The organism is Rhodococcus jostii RHA1, assembly GCF_000014565.1.
Lineage (GTDB): Bacteria > Actinomycetota > Actinomycetes > Mycobacteriales > Mycobacteriaceae > Rhodococcus_F > Rhodococcus_F jostii_A.
In genome coordinates this window covers 790,376-803,811 of record NC_008268.1, presented here as the reverse complement: position 1 = coordinate 803,811, position 13,436 = coordinate 790,376, and the positions used below count along the sequence as shown (strand labels likewise).

The 13,436-nt window shown below is 65.5% G+C and carries 9 protein-coding genes, 3 pseudogenes and 1 other annotated feature; of the genes and pseudogenes, 4 read left to right on the top strand and 8 right to left on the bottom strand.

Annotated features, from left to right (window positions below):
* Window positions 1-116: 116 nt before the first annotated feature.
* The 3 genes from RHA1_RS03595 to RHA1_RS03585 all read right to left on the bottom strand — a co-directional run bounded on the left by RHA1_RS03595 (window position 117) and on the right by RHA1_RS03585 (window position 4,390).
* Window positions 117-1,823 carry a PHA/PHB synthase family protein gene (locus tag RHA1_RS03595; RefSeq protein ID WP_011593998.1) on the bottom strand — a complete coding sequence of 569 codons (1,707 nt, stop codon included), beginning with the start codon at window positions 1,821-1,823 and terminating at the stop codon, window positions 117-119.
* 537 nt (window positions 1,824-2,360) lie between these two features.
* Window positions 2,361-2,834 (bottom strand): nitroreductase/quinone reductase family protein, encoded by a 474-nt coding sequence (locus RHA1_RS03590; protein WP_041811025.1) that lies wholly within the window; start codon window positions 2,832-2,834, stop codon window positions 2,361-2,363.
* 464 nt (window positions 2,835-3,298) lie between these two features.
* Window positions 3,299-4,390: an IS110 family RNA-guided transposase gene (locus tag RHA1_RS03585; protein WP_011593996.1), complete on the bottom strand. Its 1,092-nt coding sequence runs from the start codon at window positions 4,388-4,390 to the stop codon at window positions 3,299-3,301.
* Between the two features lie 923 nt (window positions 4,391-5,313).
* Here RHA1_RS03585 and RHA1_RS03575 point away from each other — a divergent pair.
* Window positions 5,314-6,705, top strand: coding sequence for a DUF2252 domain-containing protein (locus tag RHA1_RS03575; protein ID WP_050787238.1), 1,392 nt, complete (start codon window positions 5,314-5,316; stop codon window positions 6,703-6,705).
* A gap of 305 nt (window positions 6,706-7,010) precedes the next feature.
* Here RHA1_RS03575 and RHA1_RS03570 read toward each other — a convergent pair whose 3' ends face one another.
* Window positions 7,011-7,598: a carotenoid oxygenase family protein gene (locus RHA1_RS03570; RefSeq protein ID WP_272942774.1), complete on the bottom strand. Its 588-nt coding sequence runs from the start codon at window positions 7,596-7,598 to the stop codon at window positions 7,011-7,013.
* Window positions 7,599-8,525: 927 nt separating this feature from the next.
* Window positions 8,526-9,017 (bottom strand): SRPBCC family protein, encoded by a 492-nt coding sequence (locus tag RHA1_RS03560; protein ID WP_011593990.1) that lies wholly within the window; start codon window positions 9,015-9,017, stop codon window positions 8,526-8,528.
* Window positions 9,018-9,153: 136 nt separating this feature from the next.
* Between RHA1_RS03560 and RHA1_RS51610 the strand changes: the two are divergent.
* Window positions 9,154-10,329 (top strand): annotated as a pseudogene (locus RHA1_RS51610) (IS3 family transposase).
* Window positions 9,317-9,446, top strand: a sequence feature (AL1L pseudoknot). It overlaps the preceding pseudogene by 130 nt.
* A gap of 26 nt (window positions 10,330-10,355) precedes the next feature.
* Here RHA1_RS51610 and RHA1_RS03545 read toward each other — a convergent pair.
* The gene (locus tag RHA1_RS03545) at window positions 10,356-10,796 is read right to left on the bottom strand and encodes a VOC family protein (RefSeq protein WP_029538082.1); all 441 of its coding nucleotides are present in this window, start codon (window positions 10,794-10,796) and stop codon (window positions 10,356-10,358) included.
* 448 nt (window positions 10,797-11,244) lie between these two features.
* On the opposite strand from RHA1_RS03545, the gene RHA1_RS45700 reads away from it, so the two are divergent.
* Both RHA1_RS45700 and RHA1_RS49265 read left to right on the top strand, forming a co-directional pair.
* Window positions 11,245-11,490 (top strand): DUF2630 family protein, encoded by a 246-nt coding sequence (locus RHA1_RS45700; RefSeq protein WP_081437514.1) that lies wholly within the window; start codon window positions 11,245-11,247, stop codon window positions 11,488-11,490.
* 138 nt (window positions 11,491-11,628) lie between these two features.
* Window positions 11,629-11,742 (top strand): annotated as a pseudogene (locus RHA1_RS49265) (4-hydroxyphenyl-beta-ketoacyl-CoA hydrolase); the annotation flags it as partial.
* A 144-nt stretch (window positions 11,743-11,886) separates the two neighbouring features.
* Here the strand turns inward: RHA1_RS49265 and RHA1_RS03540 are convergent.
* Window positions 11,887-12,162: pseudogene (locus tag RHA1_RS03540) on the bottom strand (recombinase family protein); the annotation flags it as partial.
* 142 nt (window positions 12,163-12,304) lie between these two features.
* Window positions 12,305-13,432, bottom strand: coding sequence for a flavin-containing monooxygenase (locus RHA1_RS03535; RefSeq protein ID WP_011593985.1), 1,128 nt, complete (start codon window positions 13,430-13,432; stop codon window positions 12,305-12,307).
* Window positions 13,433-13,436 lie beyond the last annotated feature (4 nt).

Sequence of the window (13,436 nt, the reverse complement as noted above, 5' to 3'; positions counted from 1 at the left end):
CGTAGGTGATCTGGTACCAGTCGGTGGTGCCGAGCTGCTCGCCGACGAGATCAAGGAGCTCGGCCGGGCGCGTCAGGTGTGTGGTCATCGCGGCCCTCCGATTGCGAGGTGGTGGGTCATTGTTCGCGGACGTAGGAGCCGGGCGCGGGCATCAGGGGTGGGAGATCCACGGCGCCGAGCATGGCTGGTGCGTCCTTGTCGGGTCCGCTGCGCTTGCTCAGCCAGTCCGCAAAGTCGGGCCACCAGGAGTCTTGCTGCTGCTGGGAGGTCTCGAGCCACTCGGCGGGGTGCTCGGTGCTCGGTGAAGCCATCCGGTAGGACGCGCGAGGATTGCCGGGCGGGTTGACCATCGCGGCGATGTGTCCACTGGTGGAGAGGACGAACCGGCTACTCTCGCTGCCGAGTAGGCGGGCGCTGCGGTAGCACGCCTGCCAGGGGCTGATGTGGTCGGCGATGCCGGCGATCACATACGAGTCCACGATGACCTTGGACAGGTCGACGGGGGTGCCGAGCATACTCACCGCGCCCGGGGTGGTCAGCGCGTTGCTCAGGCCGATCTGCACCATGTCCTTGTGGAGGGTGGCCGTCATGCGGGTGGTGTCGGCGTTCCAGAACAGTACGTCGAACGGCGGCGGCGTGCGGCCCTGGATGTAGTTGTTCACCCAGTATCGCCACACCAGGTCGGTGGGGCGCAACCAGGCGAACACCTCGGCCAGAGACCGGCCGTCGAGGTATCCGCGCGCGGCCGAGACCTGGATGGCGGCCTGGGCGGTTGTCGGGTCGAGAGCGGCGGCCGCGAATCCGGCCCGGCTCTGGTCGAGGACGGTGACCGCCAACGTGAGGCCGGCGAGGCGGTCGCCCTGACCGATGTGGGTCAGATGTGCGGCGGTCATCGCGGCCAGCATCCCGCCCGAGCAGCTCCCGTGCAGGTGCGTGCGCGTACTGCCGGTGATCTTTTCGACCGCGTCCAAGGCGTCGACGATGGCCTGCCCGTAGGTGTCCAATCCCCAGGTGCGGTGGCGGGCCTTCGGGTTGCGCCAGGAGATGGTGAACACCTGCTGACCCTGGCCGAGGAAGTACTCGACCATGCTGCGGCCCGGTGAGATGTCGGTGATGTAGAACTTGTTGATCACCGGGGGCACGATCAGCAGCGGCACCTCGCGCACCGTCGGGGTCTGCGGAGCGTACTGGATGATCTCCATTATCCGGTTCTGAAAGATCACGGACCCGGGTGTCGCGGCGACGGTGCCGCCGACAATGAATGCGTCGGGGTCCACCATCGTTGGCACCCGTGGTGTGGTGGCCAGGTCGCGGACCAGATTGCTCATCCCGCGCACGACGCTGGTGCCGCCGGTGTCGATCACCGCCTTGTAGCCGAGCGGGTTGAGCAGCGGGTTGTTACTTGGCGCGGCGGCTTCGACGGCGTTGTCGAGGACGAACTGCACGCGCTCTCGATCTCTCCACTCGAGGTCGGCGTCGATGAGCAGTTTGCCCGCGGTCTCGGCAACGGCGAGGTGGGTCTGCATGATGCGGCGCAGCAACGGGTTTCCAGACCAGGCCGGGTCGGCGAACCGTTGGTCCGCGCGTGCTGGGCTCCGGGTAGAGGTGCCGCGCGTGATGTCCGCCAGTTCCACCGCCAGCCCGCGGCCACGGCCGAGAAGAAAGTGCGGTGCTCCGGCCAGGCTGGCGCCGAGTCGCAACCAGGAACGGTTGGGCAGCATCCGGCGGGCGATCCCGAACACCGAGTCGGTCAGCAGCAGGTCCAGCGGTGCGGCGAGCTCCTCGGCCTCGGCCTCGGTGGCGGCGACGATGGTGTCGGTCATGGTAGGTCTCCTTGTTGTTCGGTCAGACGGTGTGCGGACGAGACATGGGTGGACAGTGATGCGGACGGTGTGGATCCGGCGTGCGACTAATGTCATCGACATCCGCCCGGTGTGGCGTTGGTGGACGTCTTGGCGACGCTCCAGCGGCGGAGAGTGATGCGCTGTCGACCGCCGTTCCGAATGCTCCCTCGGAACGGTCGACGAGGATGAGAGGGGGAGTCCGGCGCCAGTCGGACCTTGATCGATTTGCTGGTCGGGGACGTGGAGTGTGTCGCGGAGTTCGGGTGGTGCTTGGAAGCTGGTCGCCGGCGGTGAGGTCTCGTTGGTGTGCGGGCGGCGGATCATCCAGCGCCCAGGCGTCGCCGGGCGAGATTGGTGATGGCGACCTTGTCTTAATGGCAGCGCTTACACCCCGAATACGGCGAACGTTCGGTTACCTGTTTGCATATTCGTCATCATTTGGGACACAGAAGGATACATATGCTGCGGCATGGTGTGGTCATTTGCTGTTGCAGCGCAACGTAACTGGGCTGGCACTCAAGTCCCCGCATTCATCGGCTCGAAGACGATCGAGTGGCGCACCCCATTTCGCTTCATGTGGTTGTCATGCTCGGGCCACATCCCGCGCCGCCTCGGCATGTTGCGCGCGACCTCATCCTCTGTAGCGGGTCGCGACAGATAGTTTGCAGCGGTGCCACCGATTTCGATACTTGCCTGGTCGGCGAGCAGGTTCTTCGGCCAACTGGAGGCCGCTTCTAGCCTGAAGTTCTCGCAAGCGGCGACGAGATTCTTGCCATCGCGAACATAGTGCAGCGGAACCGTTCGATCTTTGCTTCTTCTGCCTTTCGTCAGCAGCAGCAGGGTCGTGAGCTGCGGTCCGCTCAGGGAGGGCCGGCCTCGGCTCCCGCGGATCAGTGCCCGGTCTCCCCGTGAGCCGACGTAGTTCATGAACAGGGAGAACCAGCGGTAGTGACCGACCCGACGCATCACGCCGATATACAGCTCACTCATGGTCGGACCTACGCGCGATCGCGTCTGGGTGTCGTCAGTTGAGGCCATATACCAAAGCTCCCGCCGTACGTATTTACAGTTTGCTCGACAGATATACGGATAACATGGACTGTACTGCGACGCGCACGGCGCTGCAACACCCTGTCCGAACTGATCGACAGGGCTTACAACTGATATGTAGAGGAGTCTGTCAAGAGGGCAGAGTGAGGCGCCTCCGGGGAGCGACCCTGGAGGCGCCTCTGCACTTCATCGACAGGTCCCAGTGGTGAGCGTGTCGATATGCGACGCGCGGTCAGACTGATATACGCGGGTTGGGTACCGCAGGACGGTTTTTCGGCTGGATCGCATCCGCGTGTCTAGGGTCGAGCGTCGGCCTCGACGGCCTGCTCATAGTTGTGTCGCGGGTCGATCCACGCGCCGTCACCGCTGGAGGTCGTCGGCGAAGCAGATCAGGGGGTTGACCGTCAGCAGTCCATCACCGCCAGAGACCAGCACCAGCCCGCCAGTTCCCGCGCAATGGCCACGTTCGCTGTCACGGGTCGTTTGCTGCGTTCGAGAAACCCCACCCACCTCTGGTGCAGGCGACGGTTGCCGTCGTCGCCTCGGGTGCGGGCCGCGGCCGGTGCCTGCTCCCACCGGGACCGCATCACTGCCCCGATGTGATAGCGCGGCCGGTGATGCCAGGCAGCTTCCACCAAGAGCCGTCGGGCGTGGGTGTTGCCGGTCTTGGTGATCGATCCCTGCACCCGGGACGAACCGGACGAGTACTCCGAGGGCACCAATCCGACGAATGAGCCGATGGTGTTGCCGGTGAACCGATTCCAGTCACCGATTTCCACCGCCAACGCGAAACCGGTCAAGGTGCTGACCCCGCGCAGGCAACACATCCGGCGGACAATCGGGGTGAACTCACTCGCCGCGGCCATCTCCTCGATCGCGGCATCGAGTCGCCGACGTCGGGCCTGCATCGTGAGCACATGGTCGTAGTCGGCGTCGAACGCCATCCGTGTCGCAGGCAAGATCAACTGCGGCGCCGCTTCGGTGCGCAACCACCGGTCATGCGCTCCGGTCCATGCTCGGCCGCCGTAGTAGACGATGCCGTGCCGAAGCAGCAGCTTCGACAGGCGGTGACGCGCCCGCATCAGATCCCCGCGGCAATCCTCCCGGGCCCGCACCAGATCCCGGGCCGCTTCCTGATCGACGCTGGGGATCGCTACCGAGGTGACCTCGTCCAGGCGCAGCAACCGGGCCAGGTGCAGAGCGTCGCGGGCGTCGGTCTTGACCCGGTCCCCGGATGGTTTCTGCAGCTTGGACGGCGCGACAACCTCACACCGGACGCCGGCGGCGGCCAGATCCCGATGCAGTCCGAAACCGGTCGGGCCGGCCTCGTACGCAACTGCTACCGGCCCCGGCAGGCTCGATATCCAGGATCGGATGTGCTCATAGGACGGGGTCAATCGTCCCTGGACCACCTGACCGGTGAGACTGTCGATGGCCGCTGCCGCGACCGAACGTGCGTGCACGTCCAGTCCAATGCTCGTACGCTCGGTAAACACCGGGGCCTCCCACAATTGTCGGATAGGCCGGGCAGGCAGGTTCGTCTGCTCGGTAACCCACGAATCTTGTGCGTGAGGCCTCGGCCCGCAAGAGCGCTCTACCGGCTCCTTTCGGGGGGGCGTCCCTCGGTTACTGCTGACCCGCCCGGCGCAGGCCGGCGATGTCAACGTGGAGCACGCGCAGCGCAGCGAGCATGAACGACGTTGAGATCGTCCCCCGCGCCGGGCGCACCCTTTCATCGGACCGAGGGGACGTCCCGCCGCAACGGGAGCGAGCTCACGACAAGTCGTGCGTCACTCCATATCGTCTAGCGCGGCGTGGATGGTGGATCGCTTAGGGTTCGAACTCGAGCGGTGGGGTTCGGTGGTCGAGGCTTTCGTTCTTCTCCGTGGCTGTTGGTGGACGATGTCGGCGGAGCGATCGAGCCGATCCGTCGGTATCTGGTCGAGGTCTCGGCTCTCGGCAATCGGCCGGGTAGCGTGCGCAGTTACGCCTTCGATATACGTCGGTGCTGGCGATGGCTTCGGATAGTCGGCGTGCCGTGGCAGCGCGCGACATCGGCCGCGATTCGCGACTACGCGCTGTGGCTCGGTGTGGCGACCAAGCCAGGCGCGTCCGCGCGCACGGTGTCGTCGACGACAGCGGGAACAGTCAATTCAGTCACTCGCAAGGCTTACCTGAACGATCGCTACCAACCGCGGACGGTCCGTCACGCGTTGGCGGTACCAAGGGAGTTCTACGGGTGTTGGGCCGATCTCGGCGAGGGACCCGTCGATATGCTGCACGCATCCTTACTGCTCACAGCGAAGAGACGGTGATCGAGTTGTCTGATGCGCAACGTGGCCAACCCCGACAAGCTGCACGCCGTGGTGGTCGGCCCGATCCTCCACGTCGGCGCGCAGCAACCGCGGACGCGCACATCGTGTTGCCGACCATCGACGGGCAGTCGTTCGCGTCGTTGCGCCGCCGGGCCACGCCGAGGGCGGAGCGGTACGCGCTCGGCAAACGCCTGCGTAAGCAGGCACCGCGGTCCACGCTCGGCGAGTGGCGCGCACCGGACGATCGCCCCGATGTGGTGGATCAAATCGGTGTGTCGCACCAAGGTCGGGTGGAATCGCTCATACCGGTCAGGGTGGGGCGGATGGCGGCCTCGCCGTACGGTTTTCTGCGCGGCACCGCGATCGTGATGGCCCAGGACCTCGCCGGGCTGCCGGCGACCGGAATCCAGCCGGTGATCTGCGGGGACGCGCATCTGGGCAACTTCGGGTTCTACGCCTCGCCGGAGCGCGACCTGGTGCTGGATCTGAACGACTTCGACGAGGCGCATCCCGGCGGCTGGGAATGGGACCTGCGTCGCCTGACTGCGAGCATCTGGGTGGCGGGCCGGCAGAACTCGGCGACCGAGGGGCAGTGCGAGAGTGCAGTGCAGTCCTGCGTCGCCACCTATCGCGAGCATGTGCGCTGGCTCGCGGAACAACCATTGCTGGCGCGCTCGTTCGAGCGACTCGACCTCGACCGGCTGCAGACGACGGCGTCGGACGAGTCGCTGCGCCACGAGATCACCCGTGCCGCGGAGCGGGCTCGGCGCCGGGTCAGCGACCGGGCGCTGCCCCGATTCACCGAGCAGGACGAAACCGGCCGGCGCATCGTGGAGGAGCCGCCGCTGATCACCCGGGTGTCCGAGGCGGAGGCCGAGCAAATCGCCGCCGGGCTCGACGAATACCTCACCACGCTGCCCAGCCACTGGGCACGACTGCTCAGTGGCTACACCGTCGTCGACGTCGCGCACAAAGTGGTCGGCGTGGGCAGCGTCGGATTGCGTGCCTACGTCGTGCTGTGCGAAGGGAGCAGTGCCGACGACGTGGTGTTCCTGCAGCTCAAGCAGGCACGTCGATCCGTCGTGGCACGCTTCGTTCACGGCGAGTCCGCCTGGCACGACCACCAGGGCCGGCGCGTGGTCGAGTATCAGCAGGCCCTGCAGACCGTCAGCGATCCGTTACTCGGCTGGACCACTGTGGAGGGCCGGCAGTACTACGTGCGGCAGTTCCGGAACATGAAGGGCGCGGTCCCGATCGACCACCTCAGCGCCGCAGCGCTGACCGACTACGCCGGCATCTGCGGGCGCCTGCTCGCGAAGGGCCACGCGCGGACCAGTGGTGCGTCGATGATCGGCGGCTACGTCGGAAAGTCGGACACGCTCGTCGTCGCACTGAGCCGGTTCGCGCACGCGTACGCGGATCAGACCGAACGCGACCACGCGACGTTGGTCGACGCGGTGAAGCGGGGGAAGTTGCCGTGTGAGCCGCCGACGTGAATCGGTGTGTATTGTCGTCCGGCTTCGCGGCGGCCACACTCTGGTCTTCGCCGGTTTCGGCTTTGTGTGTGGACTCGTAGGTGCTGCCGTCTTGTGGTGGTACGCCTCCCAGCCGTTCACGATCTACACGGCCAGCTACCAGCCGAACGAGTTCCATTCGATACGGAGCGACAAGGTCTCGGTTGACCGATACATGATTGGACTGGTCGTTGGTGGCCCTCTTTTCGGAGCCGCAATCGGGGCGCTCGTTTCCACGACGGGTTGGAATCTCATACGGAGAGAACGCACGCGCGATTCTGTCCAAATCATGAGGCCGTCACTCGACTGGTGAAGCTGCCGTGGAATCCGGGGAAGAAGTGCCGGTCCAACCTGGCGACGGCGATGGGTGCGCGGGAGGGGTCGCGGGCGTCGGGAACCACCAAGGCGGAGCGGTGCTCGGCAGCGAGATAGACGACGGTCAGCAGCCAGCCGCCGTCCTCGGCTGCGGTGCCCGAGCGGGGCACGGAGATCGGCTCGCCGACCGCGTCGCCCGGTTCGAATACGTGCTCCAGATGTCGCCCCGTGTCGGTGTCGATCTTGACGACACGGTTCGAGGCATCGGGGCGTGAATCAAGTGTGCCGTGATAGCCGTACCGATAGGTTCGCGAGGTGTACCGCCAATCATGTTGCGGCAGTTCGGTTCGCTGGCCGCTGAAGTCCTCGACAGTGACTTTGCTGCCTTTGCTGACGCGAAGCCGTGACGCGTAGCCGCCGATCACGGCAGGAGCGCGGAAGTCGCGCGCGGGATCGAAGAAGTCGTGATAGTCGTCGTACCGGACAAGGTCGACCACAACATCGCCACGATCCTCGAACGCATTGTTGATGTGGACGTACATCAGCGGCGGGCATTCGATTTCGCGTCGCTTACCACCGCCGCGGGGGACAAGGATGATCTTGGTGCCGACCTCGGGCCGGTCTCGTTGCTGCTTCGGCTGTGCTCAGACCGAGCATCGCCTTGACCGGGTCGAGGATGATCGGCGCAAGTACGAATACGTAGTAGTGCTCGGTGAGGGCGAAGTCATGCTGGATGTGCGCGTGATCGAGCGGGACGGTCGCATCTTGGGTAGCTGTCCAACTGACGATGGCTAGAACGGACCAGATCACCGCAGAACGGCGCTCAGCCTGTCAGTTTCAGAAGACGACTGCACACGTCCAGATGGACGCACGTCGTCGAGGGAGAGTGAGGCCCGTGTTCATTTCACTGCGTTGAATTCCTGCGGCAACGCGGCGGTCAAAGGCGCTCCTGCGGCCGGACACCCCCGAGTGGTTTCGTGGGTCCACGGGCAGCAAACTCTCGTTCCGGGTGCTGGCAGTGGCCCACTCTCCTGTGGTGAGGATCCAAGCGAACACGCCCCGACCAAGACGGACGCCATTTCGAGTGCAGGCAGAGGCGACCGGGCTGGCCTAGGGCTGCGCCGGGCATCGGTGCTGGTGTCCATCCCATCCCGGCCGGCCGGTCCCCGTAGCAGGGCTTGGGTGCGGCTCACGTGGAGTGAGGGTGTGAATCCGGAGGCACTCGCAATTCAGGGGCAATACCCGCGCTGACCTGCATTGGGGAACAACTGAATTCGATTCCGGGTAGCTGTGGGGCGCGTATGGGGCGCGGGTGCTCGTACACAAGCCGATACTCAGCGGGGGCCGTTCACGCGCGGCTTCGTTACACAGGCTCCGACATCCATCCTTGCCGCTCCACCCCGCCCCGAGCACGTTCCCGACAGTGGTCGGCCCGCCGTCACGTCCGGCTTCTCCCCACTCTTCGGGAGACGAGCGCTGATCGTAGATCAGTCCTTCGCTTCGCGGACGTCCTTTCCCTGCTCGGCGAACGCCTTGAAGTCCTGCATGTGCTGTTGTGACTGCTTGCGGGTGGCGCCGGGCATCAGGAGCCCCACCAGCCGCATCAGCAAACCGCTGAACCGGTATTCGCTCTCGCTCACCCAGAGCGTCATCTCCGGACCGACTTCGGTCAGCCGGTCGCGCACGGCGCTCCACATGCCCTCGCCGACGATCTCGCGGTCGAAGTGAACGACGCTCCCTTTCGGAATCCCGCGCAGGTCTTCCGGTTCCCGACGCGTGATGGTCTCGGTGCATTCGATCTCCTGCTTCCCCATCTGCATCACGACCCGCGATGTGGTACCGACCTGTCCGTGCACCCCACTCAGCGGCTCGTGCAGCACCAGACGCCGCAGCCACTTCGGCAGGTGTGCCGATTCGGCGAGCAGCTGTACCACTGTCTCCCGCGGCAGGGCGATCTCGATCGAGACGGTGTTCTTCATGGCGGAGCGCTCCTGGGTCCCGAGTAAAGGGGCCCACGCCAGCAGCCTCGCTTCATATTATGAGGTCACGGCGTGTTCAACGATTGAATCGCCCCGGGTCTGTCGGAGGCTCTCCAACCTGTGAAGGATGGAGAGCATGGCAGCACTACGGAAGTACAGCGTTGAGCTGAAGGATCGAGCAACGAGGATGGCGGTCGAGGCCCGCCAGGATCCGGCGACGCGGCCGGGAGCGATCAAGCGGATCGCCGATCAGCTCGGTGTGCACCCCGAGGCGTTACGGACTTGGGTCAAGCCGGCCTCGCCTTTCTTTGCGGCGGACATCGACCGCCCACAGCGCTGATCGTGGAGTTCGTCGCTGCTCACCGCGACGAGCACGGAGTCGATCCGATCTGCGCGGTCTTGCGCGGTAAGGCCACCCAGATCGCTCCGTCCACAGTCCGAGCTCACCTGAGTCCCCAGCGAACCGAATCGGCACGTGCCGTACGTGATCGCGAGGTTCTGTCCGAGATCCGGAGAGTTCATGCCGACAATCTCGGGGTGTATGGGGCCCGCAAAGTGCACGCCAGTCTGAAACGAGAGGGGACGTCGGTGGCCCGGTGCACCGTGGAACGATTGATGAAAGCCGATGGGCTACAGGGAATACCACGATTGAAAGGGCGGAAGATCACGCACAGTGACGGAGCCGAGACTCCGCGGCCGGCGGATCGGGTCCAGCGTCAGTTCGTCGCCGACGCGCCCAACACGTTGTGGGTGGCGGACCTGACCTACGTTCGCACGCATTCGGGGTGGGTGGACGCCGCGTTCATCCTCGACGCGTTCTCCCGGATGATCGTCGGTTGGGCAGGTCTCGACGTCGATGCGGACCGACCTGGCCCTCTTGGATATTGGGTTGTGGGCGCGCCGACGGGTCGGCCAGGACGTCGCCGGATTGATTCACCATAGCGGCCGCGGCGTGCAGTATCGAGCGGTGCGATACACCGAGCGCCTCGACGAGTGTGACGCGGTGTCTTCTTTTGGTTCCAAGGGAGATTCGTATGACAACGCGATGGCGGAGGCGTTCAACTCGTTGTTCAAGGCCGAGTGCATTCGCAATCCCGTGATGCGCCCGCACGGGGGCTGGCGAGGCGTTGGAGACGTCGAGTGGGCGGTCGCTGAGCACATCGACTGGTTCAATCACCGCCGCTTGCACGGCGAGATCGACCACGTCCCACCCGCAGAGTACGAGACCGCCTACTGGTCGAATCACACGGCGGCCGACTACCGTGAGACACCGGTCCTCGCTGAGGCCTTCGCCCGTACGGTCCTCGAATAGACACACGTGGGCAACGCTCACGCGCGTCAGCCGATCTGCTCGAACAGGGACACTATGATCCCTTCGGGCCCACGTACGTAGGCCATCCGCACGCTGTTTTCGTACTCACCGATGCCGCCGATGAGCCCGTACCCGTCCGCAGCCACCGCATCGACGGCCGCCTGGAGGTCGCCGACCTCGAAGGACACGTTGCGCAGCCCAAGCTCGTTGGCCATCGCCGTGGGCGATCCGGGCACGTGGTCGGGCGTGACGAAGGTCGCGAGCTCCAGCCGCGATCCTCCGTCGGGCGGCCGCAGCATCGCGATCTCACAATGCGCGCCGGGGATGCCGCAGACGGTCTCCACGAATTCGCCCTCGACGGATCCGGTGCCCTCTACCTCGAGGCCGAGTCCGACGAAGAACGCCGTTGCCGAGTCGAGGTCCGCGACGGTGATGCCGATGTGGTCGAAACGTTGTACGTGTGCCATGGGATCCATCCTCCAATTGTTGTCTTGTGTTGTCTTGCCGATTCGATGCTGGGACGGAGCCGGTGCCGGGATCTCGACATGTTCTTGCCGCAAGCCTGCGATCAACCCAGGGTTTCGGAAGATCGTGCGGGACGACATCCTCCCCTCGACGGGGCGCCCGTTCATTGTGATGCAGCATCATCAACGGGGCTCTCTGGACGCGGCTGTGCGTCGGCAGGGTCCGATGGCCTGGGGCAAGGTGGTCCGGATCGGCGTAAAGTTGGCGGGGGCGTTGGAGACTGCGCACCGGGCGGCCATCCTGCACCGGGACGTCAAGCCGGGCCCAGTCGCCGCACCCGCGGTGCCTCGTTCCTCCGAACGGCTGACAGATTTCGCTGGTCTATTCCGGGGTATCCCGATTCCAGCACTCGACGATCAGTGCGGCAACCACCGAAACGACGGAGATGTGATGAATCAGCCAGACCCTCTCGCGCAGATCGAGTCCCTCATCGCCCGCGAGCATGAGTTGCGGGACCGGGTCCAGGCCGGCGAACTGACCCCCGGCGAGGAACGCGACCAACTCCGTCGGGTCGAGGTAGCACTCGATCAGTGCTGGGACTTGCTCCGCCAGCGCCGCGCCCGCCAGGACTCCGGGCAAGACCCCGACGGTGCGGCCCCGCGTCCGATCCCGGAAGTCGAGAACTACCAGCAATGAGCTCAGGACTCCTTCCGCTACGGACGACCGGGTCGCGTCCCTGATCGAACAGGTCCAGAATCCGATCGCCTCATCGAGATCGGCCGGGTGCGGTTGCGGTGCCTGCGCCGTCAGCGTCGCCCGTTCCGTGAGTCGGCTGGGGTCCTCGCCCTGTTCCACACCGGTCAGACTGGGATCGGCGCCGGCGGCCACGGCATCAAACTGCGCTACTTCGACCAGATGCTGCTCGACGACGTCGCCGCCTGGGTCCCGCGACCTGTTCGGGCGGACGGTCGGTGGGTACTCCCGGTCTGACAGGATCGGCGGCGTCGTCGATCTGGGTGATGGTGAAGTGGTGTGAGCGGGCAAGGTGCTGGTGGGCTGTGCGCCGTCACCGCAGCTTGGACAGTGCTCCAGCGACCGGCCGAGGCGGTCGAGCTTGGTGACGACAGCCTGACCACCCCGGCGGTTGGCCGACAGCAGCGCCTTGTCCAGCTGCGGGCGCGACGCAAGTTTCCCGGAGGCCTTGTCGATGAAAATCTCATCGCACCCTGCGGCGGTCAACGCATCATGCTGCGACTCGGGACGCTGATCCCGCGTCGACACTCGGCCGTACCTGATCCTCACATCGGGGAATGTATCGCGTAGCCCCGACAACGTGACGTTGTTCCGTACACGGTGTTCTTTACGCATCCGACCTGGGTAAACGTCAACCGGTCAGTGATGTCTCATGAACAGCCGTTTGTGTGGGGGGATCTGACCGGTCGGCCATCTCCGCGCAGACCCGCCATTGTTCGAGCGCCGGGGCAGGGCGGGAGAATCCTACTGCCGACGCTCACCGCAGTTCCCGCGCGATCGCTCGGGCCGCGCGGCGAGCCTGCTTCGCCGCGAATCCGATCTGCGACGGCCTGGGCACGAACCCGATGAAACGCAACCTCTCGGCGGCCGGCTTTTCACCGGTGGCGTGCGGCCAACCTCGCTCGTCCAGTACGCCGAGGTGCCCGACCAGCTTTTCGAGTTCCTGGCGGAACCCCGTCGCGCAGACCATCGCCTCCGGGTCGATTCGCACACCGTCCACCAGCCACACGCTGTCCGCGTCGAGTGACTCGACTCCGCGAACGACCTCGATGGACCTGTCTCGGATCGCGGCGATGAGCTCCTTGTCGACGATCGCCGGTGCCACGCCCAGGCGGGCGCTGCGGGCGAAGATCCCCTCGTCGGGGATCGGTAATCCGAACTCGCGCAGGTCGCCGATGCTCCTCTCCCGGCCGAACCGAGCGATTGCGTCCGCGATAGGGACCGGGGCATGGTAGAGCGGCGTCGCGATGAAGTCTCCCGGTATGCCACCAGGTCCTTGGCGGAGCATGATGTTCGGCGGCGTGCGAGCCGAAAGCCAGACCTTTGCCGCGCCTCCGGTGGCGAGGTCGTAGGCAATTTCCATGCCCGAGCAGCCCGCTCCCACTACGAGGACCCGTTTCCCGTTGTACTGCGAGGGATTCCGGTACTGCGAGGAATGAACCAGTGCACCCCGCCAGTCCCCGCGTCCGGGCCAGTCCGGGACGAAGGGCTCATGATCGAAGCCGGTCGCGACCACCACCTCGGCAGCGTCGACCGAACCGGCAGCGGTGGTCAACCGCCAGTGCCCGTCCGTTAGGTCGAGCCGTTCCACCGGGCAGCCCAGGCGCAGCTCGATCCCGTCCGCACGTGCGTGCCGCTCGAGATGCTCGATCACCTGTTCCCGCGTGGGAAAGGTCGGTGTGCCCTTGGGGTAGGGGCGGTTCGGCAGGTGGGAGAACTGCCTGCCGGTGTTCAGTCGCAGCCGGTCGTAACGAGAGTGCCACGACGAACCGACTTGGTCGGCTCGGTCGATCAGCAACGGGTTGATGCCACGGTCGGCGAGGGCCACCGCCGCCGCGACCCCGGAAGTGCCGGCACCGACGATTGCGACTTGATGCTCGCTCATCGTG

What these genes read in the sequence shown, in the direction of transcription:
- RHA1_RS03545 (WP_029538082.1), bottom strand. Translation starts at nt 10,796, where the DNA reads ATGGCACACGTACAACGTTTCGACCACATCGGCATCACCGTCGCGGAC.
- RHA1_RS03560 (WP_011593990.1), bottom strand. Translation starts at nt 9,017, where the DNA reads ATGAAGAACACCGTCTCGATCGAGATCGCCCTGCCGCGGGAGACAGTG.
- RHA1_RS45700 (WP_081437514.1), top strand. Translation starts at nt 11,245, where the DNA reads ATGAATCAGCCAGACCCTCTCGCGCAGATCGAGTCCCTCATCGCCCGC.
- RHA1_RS03590 (WP_041811025.1), bottom strand. Translation starts at nt 2,834, where the DNA reads ATGAGTGAGCTGTATATCGGCGTGATGCGTCGGGTCGGTCACTACCGC.
- RHA1_RS03535 (WP_011593985.1), bottom strand. Translation starts at nt 13,432, where the DNA reads ATGAGCGAGCATCAAGTCGCAATCGTCGGTGCCGGCACTTCCGGGGTC.
- RHA1_RS03595 (WP_011593998.1), bottom strand. Translation starts at nt 1,823, where the DNA reads ATGACCGACACCATCGTCGCCGCCACCGAGGCCGAGGCCGAGGAGCTC.